Origin of the sequence: Pelagibius sp. (assembly GCF_965249265.1) — a bacterium.
In the GTDB taxonomy this organism is placed as follows: Bacteria; Pseudomonadota; Alphaproteobacteria; order Kiloniellales; family Kiloniellaceae; genus Pelagibius.
Genome location: NZ_OZ252224.1, coordinates 4,870,471 through 4,889,360 on the forward strand (window position 1 = coordinate 4,870,471; position 18,890 = coordinate 4,889,360).

Consider the following 18,890-nt stretch of genomic DNA (forward strand, 5'->3'; position numbering starts at 1 on the left):
CAGCCAATACCCCCTGTCGACTTGCCGGGGCGGGATCGCCACGAGGCTTTCCCGCCCTTCTTTTTCCGGCAGGGACGCTCTGCCCGAGTGACAGCGATTGAGCGGAGGCTCCGGGGTGATTAAACGCGGCCTGCAACTTTTGGAACGGCACTTCGAAGAGGCGCTGTCCTGCTTTGGACTCGCCGTCGTGGCCTGCTGCGTCTTCCTGCAGGTCATCATGCGCTACGGCTTCAATTCCGCCCTGCAGTGGTCGGAGGAGGTCGCGGCCATCGCCATGGTCTGGGCGGTTTATATGGGGGCCGTGCTTTGTGTGCGCGAACGCTTTCACATCCGCATCATGGCCGGTGTGCTGCTGCTGCCGGTCAAGGCCGCCACCATGGTGGTGATCCTGGCGGACGTTATCTGGCTCGCCTTCTCGCTTTTCATGGTCGTCATCAGCATCGAATACCTCGGCGTGCTCTGGACCTTCACCTCGACCACCCCGCGCCTGGGGATCGACGAGTTCTATCCGCAGTCCATCGTCTTCATCGGCTACGCACTGATGATCATCCGCCTGCTGCAGCTCTACGCCGGCTGGTGGCGCGGCGGGCGCCGCGGTATTCCGGGGATGCGCCCGGAACACGATGTCGGACTGCCGGATGAAGCAAAGGCCGGGGAGCCGGGCCGATGAACGAGCTGGTCCTCATCGCCCTGGTCTTCACCGTCCTCACCTTGATCGGGGTGCCGCTCTTCGCCGCCGTCGGCGTCAGCACCATCCTGGCGCTGTTCCTCATCGACATTCCCTATACCCTGATGGCTCAGACCGGCTACACCAGCCTGACGCCCTTTCCGCTGCTGACGATTCCGCTCTTCGTGCTGGCCGGGCGCCTGATGGAGGTCGGCGGCATGGCAACGCGGCTGATTTCCATCGCCACCAATCTGGTCGGCGCCTACCGCGGCAGCCTGGGTCTGGTCACGGTTTTTGCCTGCATGCTCTTCGCCGCGCTCTCCGGCTCCGGCCCCGCCACCACGGCGGCCATCGGCTCGGTCACCATTCCGGCGATGCGCCGCGACGGCTATTCGACGCCCTTCGCCGCCGCCATCGCCGCCTCCGCCGGAGCCCTGGGCAGCGTGATCCCGCCCAGCAACCTGATGATCATCTACGGCCTGGTCTCAGAGACCTCGATCCCGCGGCTGTTTCTGGCCGGCGTGGTGCCGGGCATCCTGGTGACCATCTTTTTGATGATCACCACCTACATCATCGCCCGGCGCCGCGGTTTCGGCGGCTCCGGCAAGCCCTTTTCCTGGAGGCCTTTCCTGCAGGCGCTTTGGGACGGCAAGTGGGCCATCGGCGCACCGGTCTTGATTCTCGGCGGTATCTACGGCGGTGCTTTCACGCCGACGGAGGCAGCCGCGGTCGCCGTCTTCTATGCGCTTTTCGTCGGGCGCTTCGTCTACAAGGAACTAACCGCGAAGAAAATCCTGGAGAGTCTGCGCTTCACCGCCCTGATGGCCGGGCTGTTGATCCTGCTGACGCCGACCCTCGCCTTCGGCCAGCTATCTGCCTTCTACGACATCCCTACGGCGGTCGAGGGGGCGATCACCAGCATCACTTCCAGCCCGATCCTGATCATGATGTTCATCGGCATCTTCTACATCATCATCGGGACCTTCATGGAATCCCTGGCGCAGATCATCCTCTTCACTGCGGTCTTCCTGCCGCTGGTGCAGAGCCTCGGCGTCGACCCGGTGCTGTTCGGCGTCTTCACCGTGATGACCTGCGAGATCGGTTTCCTGACACCCCCCCTGGGCGGCAACCTGAACGTCGCCTCGCGCATCTCCGGCATCAGCATCGAAAGCATTTCGGTGGCGGTGCTGCCCTTCATCCTGGCCTATGTCCTGGGCCTTCTGTTCATGATCTTCATTCCCGAAGCCACCCTCTGGCTGCCCGACGCGGTCTACGGCGTCGCCACTTATTGAGGAGCGGAATGCAGCAAGGAAAGACCAAGCAAGATGTTGGATAAGGTCCTGGAAGGCGGTCTGGTCTTCGACGGCAGCGGCAAGGAGCCGGTCGAAGCCGACGTCGGCGTCAGCGGTGCGCGCATTGCCGCGATCGGCGACCTCTCGGGCAACGACAGCGCGGAACGGATCTCAGTTGCCGGCCTCGCCGTCGCCCCGGGCTTCATCGACCTTCACACCCATTCCGACTTCACGCTGGCAGCCAACGGCCGCGCCGAAAGCCAGGTGCACCAGGGGGTCACTACCGAGGTCGTCGGCCAGTGCGGGGTTTCCTGCGCGCCGGCCCGCAGCCGCCGCGATATCGAGCTGATGTCGCCGGGCTTTCTGCCGGGCGCCGTTGATGCCGACTGGCTGAACTTCGGCGAATACCTGGACCATCTCGCCGGCAAGCCCCTGGGGGTCAACGTCGCCGCTTTCGTCGGCCACGGCACCATCCATCGCGCCGTCCTCGGCGACGCCCTGCGGCCGGCCCGCGACGAGGAGGTCGAGGCCATGGCCTTTCTTTTGGAACAGAGCATCGAGGAGGGCGCCTACGGCTTCTCCTCCGGCCTTGAGTACTGGCCCGGCAGCCTGGCGACCCCCGACCAACTGGCCCGGCTCTGCGAAAGGGCGGCGGCAAAGGATGTGCTCTACGCCACCCATGTGCGCAACCGCGACATCTTCTACGACCTGGGCTTCGGCGAGGCCATGGCGACGGCCAGGGTCTCCGGCGCGCGTTTGCAGATTTCCCACATTCAGCCGAAGCACGGCGCGCCTGATCATGCCATGGAACACAGCCTGGAAATGATCGACCGGGCGAAGCGCCAGGGCGTCGACGTCGCCTGTGATGTCATTCCCCACGACTGGTCGCACACAAGGGTCCTGGCGATCCTGCCGCAGTGGGCACAGGAAGGCGGACTGGAGGCCGTGCGGGCACGGCTGAAGGACCGCGAGACACGGGAGAAGATCAAGCGCAATCCGCGGCCGATGTGGCGGCTGGTGATTGACGGTCTATGGGACGAAATCGTTCTGATGCAGTCGGAAGCCAACCATCACCTCGTCGGCAAGAGCCTGGCCGAGATCGGCAGCCAAAGGAACTGCGATCCCTATGACGCCGCGCTGGACCTGCTGCTGGAAGAAGAAGGCGAAGCGATGAACCACCTGATGTGGACCTCGCATTCCTTTTCGGAGGACGACATCAGGCTGGCGCTTTCCGGCACCGACTGCGCGGTGATTTCCGATACCCTGGCGCTGGCGCCCTACGGCTGCCTGAAGCATTCCATCGGCTCGCTCAGCGGCTACGGCTGGGCGGCGCGCTTCCTGCAACACTATGTCCGCGACCAAAAGGTGCTGTCATTGGCCGAAGGCCTGCGCCGCCTCACCAGCCTGCCGGCGGACCGTCTCGGCCTGAAGGACCGTGGCCGTCTGGCAAAAGGGAACTTCGCCGACATCACCGTCTTCGATGCACAGGCGATCGCCAGCCATTTCGATCTGGAAGAGCCGCGACGCTACGCCAGCGGCATCGCCCATGTGCTGGTGAACGGCCAGTTCGCCATGCGCGACGGCGCCCGCACCGAGACCGACAGCGGCCAGGTGCTGCGCAGCAGTTGACATGCCGTGAGGCGGTCGCTGCTCAGTCGTTGTTGTTGGTGACGGCGATGAAGTTGGGGTCTTCCTGGGCTTCGCGTTCGAACTTCAGGAACTCGTAATAACCGCAGCGCTTGCGGCCGGGGAAATCGCGACAGATTTCCGGCCGCGCCTCATAGACCGTGCAGCGCCTTTCCTTGGTGTCGAAGAAGCGGCAGATGCTGCCGAAGTGCTCGTCCTTCTGGTGGCGCAGCACCCTTGGCGCTTTCTTCTGGCCTTCTTCCTTGTAACCCTTCTTGGAGAAACGCTTATACGCTTCCTCCTTGGTCACACCGAAGTGCTTGGCCAGGCGTTTGATGTCTTTCGGCTTCAGGTGAATGTTCGGATAGGAACAACAGTAGCCCGGACACTTCAAACAGTCGTACTTCACTTTTCCCACGGCTGACCTTTACCCCTGCACCTGAAAAGAACAAACGAGCGCGGACCTTCGGCAGTCCGCCGCAGGCTGTCAAGGGGAACCTAGATTCTCCTTACCCCTTGACGGCACCGATTCGACACAAGTCGAAAACGCTTTAGCAGGCGAAGATGAACAAATTATGCCGGCAAAATGAAAGTGGCCCCGCCGGGGGGACGACGGGGCCACTGGGTACTTGCTTGGGATAATCGTATTTGGGAGCTAAACGTGTCTCTTCAACACATCCTACATGTGGGGTGTCAGACGACGGATTCAACCCATTCCAACAATTGACTCTTGCCGACCGCGCCAACCTTGGTTGCGGCGACCTGTCCGTCCTTGAACAGCATCAGTGTGGGAATGCCCCGAACGCCGTACTTCTGGGGCGTATGCGGGTTGTCATCGATGTTCAGCTTGGCAACGGTCACGCGGCCATCCATCTCGCTGGCGATCTCCTCCAGCGCCGGTGCAATCATCTTGCAGGGGCCGCACCATTCGGCCCAAAAATCCACAAGAACAGGGCCCTGCGCCTGCAGGACATCCTGCTCAAAGGCCCCGTCATTGGTCATCGTTGTGGTCGTTGTCGTTGTCATGGAAACATCCCTATAGCGGTAATGCGATGCGCCCCTTCGAAGGCTCGGGATCGCTCTTGCCTTGGCCAGCAATGTAGGGAGCCGCGAGGCCGAGCGTCAAGGCGCGTGACCGTCCAACAGCGCATCGCTGAGTTGCATCAGGCGGGGTTGATCGGTCCACAGAAGGTAACTAGAGAGACGGTGTCCGGGGTAAATCCGGGCCAGAAGCGCCCGGTAAGCCGCCATTTGTCTGAGGTAAAGCCGGGGGACTTCCTCGGGCGTTTTGGGGGCCGGGCGCTGGGTCTTGAAGTCGACCAGGGAAATTGTCCTATCTTCAACCAAAAGGCGATCTACCTGCCCCGAAATTACTTGTGGGCCATCCTGCGACTCGACGAGGCCCGCCAGCGGCACCTCAGCCCGGCTGCCGGGCCCGAACAGCACCGACAGCGCCGGATCTTCAAGAACAGCCAGGGTTTCCCTCAGAATCTCCGCCGCCTCGGCGTCGCTGAGGTCATGTAACGGGCTGGCGAGAAACCGCTGCCCGGCCGATTCGCGGTCCTCCAGCGGCAGGTCCGGCAAGCTCTGTAACAGCCGGTGGATCAGCCGTCCACGGCGGAACCGCAGGCCGTCATCCAGACCTTCCCCGGGGGTCAGACCGGCGGCCAGACGCGGCGAGCGGACGGCGGGTTCGCTGTCGCTCGGGCGCGAAGGGGCCAGGGGCTGCGGCGGCGCCGGTTCGGCCGGCGCGGCGGCAAAGGCCCAGGCCGGCAGCGGCTCGATGACCGCCGGCGGCGCCGTCGTCTCAGCCGGCGCTGCATCGCTTACGACGGTCTCGGCAACGCCGCGGGCGAAACGCCACCCGGGGCCGGACCAGCCCTCGTCAACCTCCCCGGAGAAATCAAAGTCAACCGCCTCCCCGGCGCCGTCCTCGGCCAGCCCCTTCATGGCGTTCTCGACCAACTGGAACCAGTTGCCTTCCGGCGCCGCCTTGCGGCCCTGCCAGCCGCAGACATAGAGCCGGTCCTGGGCCCGGGTCAGGGCAACATAAAGCAGGCGGCGGTATTCCTGTTCCCGCGCCAGGCGCTGAGCGCCCCGCGCCGCCTCCAGTGCTTCCAGGGCGTAGTCCCGCTTCACCGGCCAGATGGACAAAGGCGGCGCATCCGCCGTGTCATCGACCCAGAGCAGGCCATCGCCGCCGCGCGGCAACTGCAGGGTGTCCGGCAGGATCACCACAGGCGCCTCCAGCCCCTTGGAGCCATGTACCGTCATCAAGCGCACCGCGCCCTGGGCCTGCTCCAGATCGCGTTTGACTTCCAGTTCGCCGGCCATCAGCCAATGCAGGAAACCTTCCAGCGAGGCCGCGTTCTCGCGCTCGTAGGCCAGTGCCAGAGAAAGAAACTCCTCGATCGGATCGGCCGCGTCGGGGCCGAGCCGGGCGAGCAGCTTTTCCCGGCCGCGCCCGGCGCCCAGCAGCGCCGCATAGAGTTCGAAGGGTGCGACAAAGTCGGCCTTGGCGGCGAGGGCGGCGAGGAAATCCCGCGCCGCCGCAAAAGCCGGATCGCCGTCCGGCGCCGCGCCATCGGCGAAGCTGCGCAGCCGGTCCCAGAGACTGGCCTTGCCGCGTTGGTAGGCCAAGGCGAAGAGCTGTTCCTCGTTGAGCCCCACCAGTGGGCCCTTCAGCACCGCCGCCAGGGTGAGGTCGTCTTCCGGCAGCAGCAGCACGCGGCCCAGCGCCACCAGATCCATCACCGCCAGTTGTTCGCTGAGCCGCATGCGGTCGACACCGGCCACCGGCACGTCGTGTTCCTTCAGCGCGCGCACAAGCTCGGTGATAAAAGCATTGCGCCGCCGCACCAGGATCATGACATCGCCTGGGCGGATGCGTCGGCCTTTTGCGGCGAGACGGCAGGCCGGATCCTCGGCGCCTTCCGCCGACTGGGTCCAGTACCAGATGCGCTTGGCGACCAGGCGGGCAAGGCGCAGCGGCGCGGGGCTGTCGCCGCAGCGCAGCAGCGGCAGGGTCCAGGGCGCCAGGGCCTCTTCCTCGGCCGGGGGGGCCGGCGGCCAGATCTCGACCAGGCCCGGCTGGTTCTGACGGGCGGCGGCATGGCGGATTGCTGCCTCGCCGAACAGCACCCCGTCCTGCGCTTCGGGCCGGGCAAAGACCGAATCGACCAGGCCCAGCACCGCCTCGGTCGAGCGGAAAGAGATATCCAGCGACACCGGACGCCAGCGTTGCCTTGCCTGCTGTGCACGTTCGCGAAACAGTTTCCGCATGCGCTCGAACTCGGCAGGGTCCGCGCGCTGGAAGGAATAGATCGACTGCTTGGGGTCGCCGACGGCAAAGACCGTGCGCGGCTGATCGCTGCGTTCTTCGCGCAAGCGGTCTTCATGAGCACCGGCCCCGGTGAAGAAGTCGCCGGCCAGCAATTCGACGATGCGCCACTGATCCGGGCTGGTGTCCTGGGCTTCGTCCACCAGGATGTGATCGAGGCCGCCGTCCAGCTTGAACAGGACCCATGAAACGCCGCCCTGGCGCTGCAGCAGCCGCAGGCCGAAATGGATCAGGTCGTCGTAGTCGAGCAGCACCCGTGCCTGCTTGTGCCGCTGATAGGCCGTGATGATGGCATCGCCCAGGGTGAGGAGGGCGGCGGTCGCCTTGGCAACGGTAATGGCGTTGCAATGCTGCACGACCTGCATCAGGCGCTCTGCTTCGTTCTGCAGTGCTTCGATGGCGCCGGGGAAAGCCTCGGCCGGTTTCTTGGTCAAGGGCCTCTGCCGCGGCTGACCGTCCTTGGTGAGAAAGAGGCTGCAGTGGCTGTCAAAGGCCTCGGCGCGCCCGGCGTCGTCATCGGCCAGCCAGTCGAACAGCGGCTTTGCCTTTTTTTGCTCTGTCGGCGTGCCATTGCTCCAAGCCTCTGCCGCAAGCCTCAATCCCTGGCGATCAAAAACACCCTCGGCCATCGCCGCCGCCTCGGCGGTTTGTGCGGTCTCATCATGATCCACCCCAAGGAACGCGAAGATCGCTGCGTTCAGCCGGTCGACACCGCCGCGGGCGGCAAACAGTTCGGCGAGGCGTCCACGCTCGTGCATCATTTGGGCGAGCACCTCGCCGAAGCGCTCCTCCTGCAAGTGAGCCGTGAGCACGCCGATGGCATCGGAGAGGCGGCCCTGGCCCTGCAGCGCGCGGGCCAGCACCTCCAGACGCGCCGACTCCAACAGCTCCGCCGCTTCGTGTTCGTCCATCACCTGGGCATGCGGCGCCACCGCGGCCTCCAGCGGGAAACGGCCGAGCAGCGACTGGCAGAAGGCATGCAAGGTCAGGATCTTGATGCCGCCGGGGGTATCCAGCACCCGGGCGAAGAGGGCGCGGGCGCGCAGCAACACCGCATCCTCCGCCGGCCCGCCGAGCAGATCTTCCACGCTTTGGCGCAGCGCGCCTTCCTCCGCCGTCACCCAGCCCGCCAGGCGTTCGGACAGCCGGTTGGCCATCTCCGCCGCCGCCGCCTTCGTAAAGGTCAGGCAGAGAATCTTGCCGGGGTCGTTGCCGCTCAACAACAGCGCCAGGACCCGGTCGACCAGCACCTTGGTCTTGCCGCTGCCTGCGGAGGCGGACACCCAGACCGAGGCCGCGGGGTCGGCGGCCTGCTGCTGTGCCGCCGACGCCCGGGCGATGACTTCTTGTGCAGAGACGTTCATGATCCTTCCGGCTCCACCGACCACTCGGCAACGCGCGAGAGATGATCGTAGTCGCCGAAGCGCGGTGCCAGTTCCGGGCGCGGCTTGCACGCGTAGGGCGTTGCGGGATCGTCGAAGGCGGCCACCAGCTCACCGACACCGGCCAGGGCGGCCTCTGCCAGAACCTGGGGATCGGTCTTGCCGGCGGAGAGGATTTCGCCGGGCGGCGTGCCGCCGGAAAGCCGCCAAAAGGCGAGGGCGCCGACCGGCGCCTGGGGCAGCGCGGCAAAGCCGCCTTGTAAGGCGATGGCGGCCTCCAAAGGCAGCTGCGGGGCAAAGCCGGCCTCCACCGTCTTACCCGCCGGCGGCGCCCCGGTCTTGTAGTCGATGATCGCCAGACTGCCGTCGTCCAGCAGGTCAATGCGGTCGGCCTTGGCGGTCAGAATGAAATCCCCGCCGGGCGCCTTCAGGGTCAGGCTGCCTTGGGTTTCGACGAAGCTTTGCCGCAGTCCGCCGCGGCGTTCCCTCTCCGTCGCGACGAACCAAGCGGCGACACGAACGAACCGCGGCCACCAAAAGGCAAAGGCGCCGGGCTTGGCGCGGATCGGATGGAACGTCCGTGCACCGATTTCCAGCAAGGCATCCAGCGCATTCTCGGGAAGCTGCCGCGGGTATTCCTTGAGAAAGCGCTCCAAGGCGGCATGCACCAGGGTGCCGCGCTCCGCCGCGCCGGGGTCGGCATCCAGCGGATCGAGCGGAAAGAGCTTCAGAATCTCCCTTGCGTAGAGCGCGTAGGGGTCACGCATCCAGGTCTCGATCCGCGTTACCGAAAGCTGACGCGGGCGGGCGTGCAACGGTGGACATGGTTTGGGTTCACTGGCGCGGATCATCTCGGCAGGCTCGTCCAGCGCCTTCGCCCAAGCGGAGAGCTGTGCCTGTTCGCGGTGCAGATCGACCCCGAGATCAAGACCGTCGCAGAGCGCGTCGATGCGGCGCAGCCAGCGCGCCGCGACCGAAGGCGTCCCCTCTACACGCTCGGCACGGATCAGATAGACCTTGGCCGCGCAGAAGCCCTGATAGAAATCATGGGCCGCCAGGCCGATGCGCCGCTCCGGCAGCGGCAGGCCGAAGGCGGTCTGCATGGGACGGCTGAGCCAGGGTCCGGCATCCACTTCCGCCGGCCAGGTGCCTTCGTTGAGACCACCCAGCACCAGGGTGTCTGCCTGCTGCAGGCGCGCCTCCAGGGGCCCAAGAATGGAAACCCGGGGGTGCCGGCCATAGCGTGGCCGCACCGCGCGCCCGGCCATCAGCGCTTCCAGCGCCGCCGGATAACGGCGCGGGCGCAAGGCCGGCGCCGCCGCCGCGGCTTCCTGCAGTTCCGCCGCAAAGAGCGCCGCCGCCTCTCCGGCCTCCCCGGCCCAAAGACGCTCGGCGCCTGTCTCGTCATCGCTTTCCGCCAGCGCCTCCACGACTGCCAGATGAGCCGCCACCAGTTCGCTGAGGCTTGCCTCGTCCGACTGCATGACCTCTGCCAATGGCGTCAGACGCGCCGCCAGGTCATCGAACCAGGACAGCAAGGCGTCACCGCCTTTGCCTGCCGCCAGGGCCCTGCGCAGTCCGCCCAGCCCCGGGGCCGGGCGCGCGCCGCGCAGCACCGCCGCCTCAAGCGCGCGCAGATCACGGCGGAAGGCCGCGGGATCCATCCCGCCGGCGGCCAAGGGATGCTTCAGGGCGGCCAGCAGCGGCACCGGCGCCAGGTTCTCGGCCAGCATACGTGCGGTCAGCCGCAGAAAAAGCCCCGGCGGCGTTGCCGCCAGCGCCGTCCCTGCCGAATCGTCGACGGCGATCTGCCAGCGTTGCAGGTTGACCGCGACCCGCCGCGCCAGGTCCCGGTCCGGCGTCACCAAAGCCGCCGTGCGGCCGGGGTCTTCAATGGCCCGGCGCAGGATCAGCGCGATGACCAGCGCCTCCTCCCCGGGATCGGCACAGTCGACCCGCGCCACGCCGTCCAGCGCAGCACGGAAAGCGTCATGCTCTCCGGGCGGCAGAGCCTCGTGCCAGCGCGCGGTGCCGCCGGGCGGACGCAGGGCGAGATTGGCAAAGCGCGCCCGGGCCGCACCCGTTCCGGGATCGCCCAGCGCGTCGCTTTCGCCCTGCCATGAAGCGATGGCGTCGCGCGGCAGATTAAGGCGGTTCAGCAATTGGGCCAAACCGAACTGGGGATGGCCGGCATCGCGCTGGATCTCGCGCCAGGTTTCGGCATCGCTGTCGAGATCAAGACCCGGCAGCACCACCGCCCCGCGCGGCAGCCCGGCAATGACCGCCAGGAGCTCGGCCGTCGCCGGGATCGAGCCGGTGGACCCGGCGGCGATGATCGGCGCCTGGGGCGGCCTGGCGCGCCACAGCGCAGCCTGCTGCTCGGTCAGGCGGCGGCGGCGCTCGGCCGGATCGATGGCGTCGAGCCGCGCCAGGATCGCTGGCCACTGCTCGGTGACGATGGTGAGAAACTCCAGAGTGATCTGCCAATGGGCGGCGTAATCCTCCGGCACCAGACCGGCCAGGGCGGCAAAGTCGAGACCTTCGGTTTCCACCTGATCGAGCAGACGCGCCAGCTCCGCCGCAAGACGGATGGCCTGGTCCTCGTTCAACGCCGCGAGGCCGCTTTCCGCCGCCAGGCCGCGGCTGTGGGTGCGGATACAGGCGGCAAGCAGCAACTGGCGCTGCAGGGCAGAGAGGGCGGGCGGCAATTCGGCCTCGGCGGAACCGGTTCCGGGCCTCTCTTCGAAGAGCAGTTCTTCCGGATCGAGATCGCCCAGCGGCAGCATCCGCGGCAGCAACAGCGGACGTCCACCGGAGGCCCGCAGAAAGGCCGCCTGCAGGCTGCGCCCCGCGCGCCGGGTCGGCAGCAGCACCGTCGCCTCGGCGAGGCCGGCGGGCGTTTCGCCGTAGCGCGCCAGAAGCCCGCTTGCCAGGGTATCGACAAAGGACCGCCCGGCCGGAATGGTGAATACGGCGGGGGCCGGGGAGGTCATCGCGGGAAACGAGTCACGTCTGGGCCCCTTATGTCTGGGCGGAAGAGCGGCCGAAGTGGTGCAGGGCGTCCTCGACCTCGCGCAGGCTTTCCGGCGTGCCGACATGATACCACTCGCCGTCGTGACGGATGCCCCAAAGGCGCTCGGCCTCCTGGGCCTTGTCGTAGAGTTCGTTCAGCGAGAAGGAACCCTCGGCCGTCCCCTCGAAAAGCCGCGGGTGAAGAATCTGTATGCCGGCGTAGATGAAGGGCGCGACCTCGCGCTCGCGGCGGCGGCGCAGGCGTCCGTCCGGCGTCATCACATAGTCGCCGTTGCCCTCGTAGCCCAGCGCGAAGGCGGTGGGATGGAGCAGCAGCAAGGCATCCATCTTCTCCGGATCCCAGGCCGCAACCAGACGGCGCAGCGCCGGGGTATGACCGTCGAGCCAGCAGACATCGCCGTTGAGGGCCAAAAAAGCCTCTTCGCCGAGCAACGGAAGGGCCTTGCGGATGCCGCCGCCGGTCTCCAGCAGATCTTCCTCCCGCGAGAACACCACGGCGGGCGCCTTGCGGCCGGCGATATGCTGTTCGATCATCTCGCCGAGATAGAAGGTATTGACCACCACCTTGGCGACGCCGAGATCCTCCAGGCGATCCAGGATGGTATCCAGCATCGGCCGGCCCCGCACCGGCACCAGCGGTTTGGGCAGATTGTCGGTCAGCGGACGCATGCGCTGGCCGAGGCCTGCCGCCAGAACCATGGCTGTCTTGGGTACGCCCTTCATGACGCTTCTTTCTCCTCTGGTACGCGCCGCAGGTCGGGCGGTATCGCGCGCGCGAACCATTCGGCGAGCGGCTCCAACGCCGGGTGCTGGAGGTCGCCTTCCAACAGACGCCAGACGCGCGGAATGTGATGCAGGTAATGGGGCTTGCCGTCGCGCCGGCAAAGCCTTGTGAAGATGCCGATGATCTTGGCGTTGCGCTGCGCACCCAAGGCGGCATAGGAGGCGGCAAAGGACCATTGATCGATATGACGAAAGGCGGCGCGGTAGCGCGCCAGCATTTCGGCCACCAGATCCGCCGAGACGTCGCGACGGGCATCCTCCAGCAAGGACACCAGATCATAACTGACGGGACCGAGGACTGCGTCCTGGAAGTCGAGCAGCCCGCAGCGGGCCACGCCTTCGCGGCCTTCCAGTACCATCAGATTGTCGACGTGGTAGTCGCGCAGAACCAGGCTTTGCGGCACCGACAGCATGATGGGCACCAGATCGCGCCAAAGGTCCAGGTAATCAGCACGCTCTGCAGCGGTGGTTTCCCGGCCGGTTACGGCAGGCAGGTACCAGTCCACCAGCAGAGCGGCCTCATCGAGCAGGCGCTGTTCGTCGTAGACCGGCAGGCCGGGAACGTCGGGCCACCAGCGCTGATGCAGCGCGATCAGGGTATCGACCGCGAGGCGGTAGAGTTCGGCCTCGTCGGCGCCCTCTTTCAGGGCGCGGGTGAAGGTGCGGTCGCCGAAGTCCTCAAGCAGCAGGAAGCCGGCGTCAGGGTCCATGGCCAGCGGCCGCGGCGCCGAGAGCTCGATTTCCAGAAGGTGGTCGGCGATGGTTCGAAAAGCCTGCACGTTTTCCTGCGGCGGCGGCGCGTTCATCAGGACCGCCGACTCGCCGTCGCGGTTCAAACGGTCGTAGTGCCGGAAGGAGGCATCGGCAGCCAAAAGGGAACGCTCGGCCTCACCCCAGCCGGCCCCGGCAAGAAACTGCCGGCAAAGCGTCTCGCGGGCATCGTTCATGGCCGCAACGCCGCCAGCCGCGCCGGCCAGTCGCCGGTGCCCTGCAGGCGGGCTTGCCGGCCCGGCCCGCCGGTCTGACCCGGGTCTTTCTGGTAGCTCAAGGTCACATCCAGTCGGTCCTGCGGCAACAGGGCGCCCATCCGCTCCGGCCATTCGATCACGGCGATCCCCTCCGCCAAAGCCTCTTCGAAACCCAGCTCATAAACCTCTTCCGGGCTTTCGATCCGGTAAAGATCGAAGTGCCAGACCTCCGCCGGCCGGCGGGCATAGGTCTGCACCAGGGTGAACGTCGGGCTCGGCACCTCTTCCTCCGCAGCGCCCTCGGGCCCGGGCAGCGCCCGGATCAGGGCCCGCGCCAGCGCCGTCTTGCCGGCCCCCAGATCACCGTGCAGGGCCACGACGTCGCCCCGGCGCAGCAATCCGGCCAGGCGGCGGCCCAAGGCGTCGGTGTCGCCGGGCCCCGGCAGCGGCAGATCGAGAGCGGAAAGCGTCGGAGTCGCGGAAACCATCAGGCGCTTTGTACCCAGCCGGCCGCCCGGCGGCAAGGGATGCGCCCCCTCTCGCTGGCCTTGTCAAGGCGGCCCGCGCTCGCCATCTTGTCCGCCAGACCCTCGCCCCAACGCTTATACCCAGGGGGCACAACCAGGAGGCCTTTTTGGCGCCAAACCTGCAAACCACAGATGTCGCGATCATCGGCGCCGGGCCGGTCGGCCTTTTCGCAGTCTTCGAATGCGGCATGCTGAAAATGCGCTGCCAGGTGATCGACAGCCTGGCGGTCGTCGGCGGCCAGTGCGCCGCCCTCTACCCGGAAAAGCCGATCTACGACATTCCCGGCTACCCGGAGGTCATGGCGCAGGACCTGGTCGACCGCCTCAGCGAGCAGGCCGCCCCCTTCGCGCCGGCCTATCACCTCGGCCAGCAGGTCACCGCCCTGCGCCCGGGCGAGAATGGACGCTGGCATCTGACGACGGACAAGGGCCTGGAAATCGACGCGGCGGCGGTGATCATCGCCGCGGGCTGTGGCGCCTTCGGCCCAAACCGGCCGCCCCTGGCCGGCATCGACGACTACGAAGGCACCTCGGTTCATTATCTGGTTCAGCGCCGGGAGGACTTTCGCGGCAAGCGCATCGTGATCGCCGGTGGCGGAGATTCGGCCGTCGACTGGGCGCTGTCTCTTGCGGAACTGGCCGAGAAGATCCACGTCGTCCATCGCCGCGCCAAGTTCCGGGCGGCGCCGGAATCCATCGACCGGCTGCAGCGTCTGGCGGAAAGCGGCAAACTGGATCTGGTGATCCCCTATCAGTTGGCGGGGCTCACCGGCGAAGGCGGACAACTCTCCAGCGTCGAAGTGGCCGATCTGGAGGGCAAGACGAAATCGCTGCCCGCCGACGTGCTGCTGCCTTTCTTCGGCCTGTCGATGAATCTGGGGCCCATCGCCGACTGGGGCCTCAACCTGGATCATCAGCACATCACGGTGGCTCCGGCGACCAGCGAGACCTCCGCCAAGGGGATTTTCGCCATCGGCGACATCGCCCACTATCCCGGCAAGCTGAAACTCATTCTCTCCGGCTTTTCCGAAGCGGCCATGGCGGCCCATGCCATCCGCACGCTGGTCTATCCCGACGAAGCGCTGCATTGGGAATACTCGACGACCAAGGGCGTGCCGGCAGCCTAAGTCTGTTCTGTTTCAGGCAACGTCTTTCGGAATTTCTTTGCCGTCGTCGGCGATAGGCACATGGCAGATGACCCTGGTGCCGCCGCCGATTTCGGACTCCATCTCGACCTCGCCGCCGTGCAGCTCGATCAGGCTCTTGACCAGTGACAGACCGAGCCCGGCGCCGCCCTGGCGGTTTTCCCGGGAACCTCGTTCGAACTTCCCGAAGACTCTGGCCTGATCCTCTTCGGCAATGCCGATCCCGGTATCGGTCACCTCCAGCAACATCTCGCCGTCCAGGCGCCTTGCCGACACGGTGACAATGCCGCCCTCCTTGGTGAACTTCAGGGCATTGGAAAGCAGGTTGAACAACGCCTGGCGCAGCCGACGCCCGTCGGCCATCAACTCGCCGGTGTCCTCCGCACAGTCCAGGCGCAGATCGATCTCCCGGTTGTGCGCACGCTCACGTCCCAGCGTCACAATCGATTCCAAGAGATTGTAGACATTGGTCGGCTGCAGTTCGAGGTGCAGATAGCCCGCTTCGATAGAGGCCAGATCGAGGATGTCGTTGATCAGCGCGATCAGTTCCTGCGAGGATTTGACGATCGCGTTGCTGTACTCCATCTGGCGTTCGTTCAAGCTGCCGAAGAACTGGTTTTCCAAAACCTCGGCAAAGCCGATGATCGCATTCAGCGGCGTGCGCAGTTCATAGGAAATGTTGGCGATGAACTCCGACTTCAGGCGGTCGGTGGTTTCCAAAGCCTCGTTGCGCTCGATCAGCGCCCGCTCGACCCGAATGGTGTCCGTGACATCGATGAAGCTGAAGAGCACGCCGCCGTCGGGCAGCGGCACCTGGGCCCAGTCGATGGCCGCCCCGTCGGTGCGCTCGTGGCGGCCGCTGCGAACATCCGGCTCGGTGGTGCGGGCCACAACACGGCTGGCAAAATCATCCCACTCCTCTTCAGGAACAGGGAAGAGGTCACGGGCCATGGGCAACACGTCGCGGATATGCGGCTCTGCCCGCAGCAGATCGGCATCCAGTTTCCAGATGCGGCAAAGGCCGGGATTGAAAAGCTTCAGGCGTCCGTCGGCGCCATAGACCGCCACGCCCTCGTGAAGGTTGTCGATGGTTTCGCGCTGCACCTCGGTCAGGGTGTTGTAGCTGCGCTCCAGCGCCAGCCGGTCCGTCACGTCCTCGTAGGAGGTGAGGATGCCGCCGAAGGGATGCGGGGTGATCACCATGCGCAGAGTCGAGCCGTCGGGCAGGTGCACCAGTTCTTCTTCTTGAGCGATCAGGGTGGCGTACTTCTGCAGCACCTCGCGCTTGTAGGCGGGAAAATTCGGATACTCGGGAAAGCGCCGGCGCTCGCGCAAGGCTTCCAGCAGGTCGCCGAGATGGGGATTGCTTTGCAGGAACCCCTCGTCGATGTCCCAGAGCCGCGCATAGGCGGTGTTGGCGAACATCAGGCGCAGGTCGCGGCCGTAGATCGCGATGGCCGTGGAGAGGTTCTCCAACATTTCCGACTGCACCCGGATGTAGCGTCCCAGTTCGGCCTGAACCTCCTCCAGCTGGGTGCGGTCGACGGCAAAACCCAGGGTGCCTTTGTCGCCGAAAGGCAGCTCGCAGATTTCCATAAGACGGCGCGCGCCGTCGATCACCACGTGATGGGTTTCAGTGCTCGCCTCACCCGAATCGCGCGCCTGCCCGGCCAGCGCCCGGGCCGCCGCCGACTTGGCCTTGCCGAGAAACTCTGCGCCCTCTTCCAGAATCTTCGGCACCGTGGAATCGACGGCTGCCGCGTAAGCCTGGTTGCAGTCCAGCAACTCGCCCTGCGGGTCGCGCAGCCAGAGCGCGATGGGCATCGCATCCAGGACCGAGCGCTGTTTCTGCGCCTCCGCTTTCAGATCGGCTTCGCGGCGCAGGGTCTCGGTCACCTCCTCCATCCAGAGGACGGAACGGTCCCCCGCCGCCCGGCCCCGCAACCGGAGGACCCGCGGTTCATCGCGCAGCCTTACCCGGAGGTCAAAAGGCGTCGCATCGCACGCCAATGCCTGCAGAGCCGGCTCCAGCTTGACCCGCGCGGTTTCGTCCAGACGCTCAAAGAGAATCTGCGGGTCGATACGGCTCTGGCCGTCAAGGCCGAGAAGCTCGGCAACGGCGGCGGTATCGGCCTCTCCCGCCGGCGCGGAAGAGTCAGAGGTCAGCACAAGATGCGGAGCGGGAGAGGACGCCAGTTCGGCAGCCAAATCGGCGGCCTGGCCTTCGGCCAGTTCGGCCCGGGCCTCGCTGATCTGCAAGGCTTCGCGGTAGCGCCAGATCCGCCAGAGACAGAATGCCAGAGCGCCGACCGCGGCCAGCAGCAGAATCGGCCAGAGCAACTGCGGCGCTTCAGCCACGGCAACCGCCCGCCGAACGCGCGCGCGCAGAGACCCTAAAACGGTTTACAGGTAGAGGATTTGCGTCCGGTGACTGCATCAGTCCCGGCGCTGCTTCAGGCCGGGTGTCCCGGCTGCTTGTCGTGGCCCCTCTCACGGTCCGGGAGTCTAAGCCCAAGCGCCCAGTGCGGCAAGGCGGGGCTTAGAGGGTCTTAGACTGACGTTGCAGCGGTTCCAGCCCGCTCCCGCCCCGGAGGGGGAGCGGGCCGGTGCCGGTAAGAACCTAAAGAGGCTACGGCCGATCAGTAGCGGTAGGCTTCCGGCTTGTGCGGGCCGTCGACGTTCACGCCGATGTAGTCGGCCTGCTTCTGCGACAGCTTGGTCAGCGCAGCGCCGACCTTTTCCAGGTGCAGGGCGGCGACCTTTTCGTCCAGATGCTTGGGCAAAACCGCAACCGTCTTGCCGTATTTCTCGGCATCGGCCCAAAGTTCCATCTGCGCCAGGACCTGGTTGGTAAAGGAAGCGCTCATCACGAAGCTGGGGTGACCGGTAGCGACACCCAGATTCACCAGCCGCCCTTCGGCCAGCAGGATGATCTTCTTGCCGTCGGGAAACTCGATCTGGTCGACCTGGGGCTTGATGTTATCCCACTTGAAGTTGCGCAGGGCGCCGACCTGGATCTCGGAATCGAAGTGGCCGATGTTGCAGACGATGGCCCTGTCCTTCATATCCCGCATGTGATCGACAGTGATCACATCGACATTGCCGGTGGCGGTCACGAAGATGTCTCCCTGGGGGGCCGCGTCCTCCATGGTCACCACCTCGAAACCCTCCATCGCCGCCTGCAGGGCGCAGATCGGATCGGCTTCGGTCACCACCACGCGGCAGCCGGCGGAGCGCAGGGATTCGGCGGAGCCCTTGCCGACATCGCCGAAACCGGCGACCACGGCGACCTTGCCGGCCATCATCACGTCGGTGCCGCGGCGGATGGCGTCGACCAAGCTTTCGCGGCAGCCGTACTTGTTGTCGAATTTCGACTTGGTGACCGAGTCGTTCACATTGATGGCGGGGAACAGCAGGGTGCCGTTCTTTTCCATTTCATAGAGGCGATGCACACCGGTGGTGGTCTCCTCGGTCACCCCGCGGATCGCGGCGCCAAGGGTGCTGTACCAGCCAGGCTTTTCCGCAACCCGTTTTTTGATCGCCGCGAAGAGGGCCTCTTCCTCCTCGTTGCCGGGATTGTCGAGCACAGAGATATCCTTTTCCGCCTTGATGCCCAGATGGATCAGGAGGGTCGCGTCACCGCCGTCATCGAGGATCATGTTGGGGGTGCCGCCGTCGCTCCACTCGAAGATGCGATGGGTGAAATCCCAATACTCCTCCAGGCTCTCGCCCTTGAAGGCGAAGACCGGGGTACCGCCGGCAGCGATCGCCGCGGCGGCATGATCCTGAGTTGAAAAGACGTTGCAGGAAGCCCAGCGCACATCGGCACCCAGCGCCTTCAGGGTTTCGATCAGCGCCGCCGTCTGAATGGTCATATGCAGCGAGCCGGCGATCCGCGCACCCTTCAGGGGTTGAGCCGCGCCATACTCCTCACGCAAGGCCATGAGCCCGGGCATTTCGGTCTCGGCGATATCCAGTTCCTTGCGGCCCCAGTCAGCGAGAGAAATATCGGCCACCTGATAGTCGGTGAATTCGGCCATGCTGGTCTTCCTTTTTTGGATGCTTGCCTTGATGAGGTGAGGTCTTTCGGCGGCTGCCGCAGGGCGCAACCGCAATCTGAGAAATCC

At 65.8% G+C, this 18,890-nt stretch carries 13 protein-coding genes; 4 read left to right on the plus strand and 9 right to left on the minus strand.

Annotated elements, in window-relative coordinates:
• The first annotated feature begins 115 nt into the window (after nucleotides 1-115).
• The 3 genes from ACP146_RS22710 to ACP146_RS22720 are packed head-to-tail and all read left to right on the plus strand — an operon-like array spanning nucleotide 116 to nucleotide 3,588.
• Complete coding sequence (locus ACP146_RS22710; RefSeq protein WP_422369032.1) at nucleotides 116-670, plus strand: TRAP transporter small permease; 555 nt, start codon at nucleotides 116-118, stop codon at nucleotides 668-670.
• Nucleotides 667-1,959 (plus strand): TRAP transporter large permease, encoded by a 1,293-nt coding sequence (locus tag ACP146_RS22715; protein ID WP_422369033.1) that lies wholly within the window; start codon nucleotides 667-669, stop codon nucleotides 1,957-1,959. Before ACP146_RS22710 ends, ACP146_RS22715 begins: the two co-directional genes overlap by 4 nt.
• A gap of 33 nt (nucleotides 1,960-1,992) precedes the next feature.
• Nucleotides 1,993-3,588: an N-acyl-D-amino-acid deacylase family protein gene (locus ACP146_RS22720; RefSeq protein WP_422369034.1), complete on the plus strand. Its 1,596-nt coding sequence runs from the start codon at nucleotides 1,993-1,995 to the stop codon at nucleotides 3,586-3,588.
• A gap of 22 nt (nucleotides 3,589-3,610) precedes the next feature.
• Here the strand turns inward: ACP146_RS22720 and ACP146_RS22725 are convergent, their stop codons facing one another.
• From ACP146_RS22725 to tsaE, 7 genes are all read right to left on the minus strand, one after another.
• Nucleotides 3,611-4,003 carry a YkgJ family cysteine cluster protein gene (locus tag ACP146_RS22725; protein WP_422369035.1) on the minus strand — a complete coding sequence of 131 codons (393 nt, stop codon included), beginning with the start codon at nucleotides 4,001-4,003 and terminating at the stop codon, nucleotides 3,611-3,613.
• A gap of 275 nt (nucleotides 4,004-4,278) precedes the next feature.
• On the minus strand, nucleotides 4,279-4,611 hold the full coding sequence (gene trxA / locus ACP146_RS22730) for a thioredoxin TrxA (RefSeq protein WP_422369036.1): 333 nt from the start codon (nucleotides 4,609-4,611) through the stop codon (nucleotides 4,279-4,281).
• Between the two features lie 96 nt (nucleotides 4,612-4,707).
• Nucleotides 4,708-8,289 (minus strand): double-strand break repair helicase AddA, encoded by a 3,582-nt coding sequence (addA, locus tag ACP146_RS22735; protein WP_422369037.1) that lies wholly within the window; start codon nucleotides 8,287-8,289, stop codon nucleotides 4,708-4,710.
• The gene (gene addB / locus ACP146_RS22740; protein ID WP_422369038.1) at nucleotides 8,286-11,300 is read right to left on the minus strand and encodes a double-strand break repair protein AddB; all 3,015 of its coding nucleotides are present in this window, start codon (nucleotides 11,298-11,300) and stop codon (nucleotides 8,286-8,288) included. The genes addA and addB overlap by 4 nt, the downstream gene beginning before the upstream one ends.
• 28 nt (nucleotides 11,301-11,328) lie before the next feature.
• Nucleotides 11,329-12,063 (minus strand): nucleotidyltransferase family protein, encoded by a 735-nt coding sequence (locus ACP146_RS22745; RefSeq protein WP_422369039.1) that lies wholly within the window; start codon nucleotides 12,061-12,063, stop codon nucleotides 11,329-11,331.
• Complete coding sequence (locus ACP146_RS22750; RefSeq protein WP_422369040.1) at nucleotides 12,060-13,070, minus strand: aminoglycoside phosphotransferase family protein; 1,011 nt, start codon at nucleotides 13,068-13,070, stop codon at nucleotides 12,060-12,062. The genes ACP146_RS22745 and ACP146_RS22750 overlap by 4 nt, the downstream gene beginning before the upstream one ends.
• Nucleotides 13,067-13,579: a tRNA (adenosine(37)-N6)-threonylcarbamoyltransferase complex ATPase subunit type 1 TsaE gene (tsaE, locus tag ACP146_RS22755; protein ID WP_422369041.1), complete on the minus strand. Its 513-nt coding sequence runs from the start codon at nucleotides 13,577-13,579 to the stop codon at nucleotides 13,067-13,069. The genes ACP146_RS22750 and tsaE overlap by 4 nt, the downstream gene beginning before the upstream one ends.
• Before the next feature lie 146 nt (nucleotides 13,580-13,725).
• Here tsaE and ACP146_RS22760 point away from each other — a divergent pair, with 146 nt between their 5' ends.
• Entirely contained in the window at nucleotides 13,726-14,745 is a 1,020-nt protein-coding gene (locus ACP146_RS22760) for an NAD(P)/FAD-dependent oxidoreductase (protein WP_422369042.1), read from the plus strand.
• A 12-nt stretch (nucleotides 14,746-14,757) separates the two neighbouring features.
• Here the strand turns inward: ACP146_RS22760 and ACP146_RS22765 are convergent, their stop codons facing one another.
• Entirely contained in the window at nucleotides 14,758-17,121 is a 2,364-nt protein-coding gene (locus tag ACP146_RS22765) for an ATP-binding protein (RefSeq protein ID WP_422369043.1), read from the minus strand.
• A 281-nt stretch (nucleotides 17,122-17,402) separates the two neighbouring features.
• The gene (gene ahcY / locus ACP146_RS22770) at nucleotides 17,403-18,803 is read right to left on the minus strand and encodes an adenosylhomocysteinase (RefSeq protein WP_422369044.1); all 1,401 of its coding nucleotides are present in this window, start codon (nucleotides 18,801-18,803) and stop codon (nucleotides 17,403-17,405) included.
• Nucleotides 18,804-18,890: the final 87 nt, after the last annotated feature.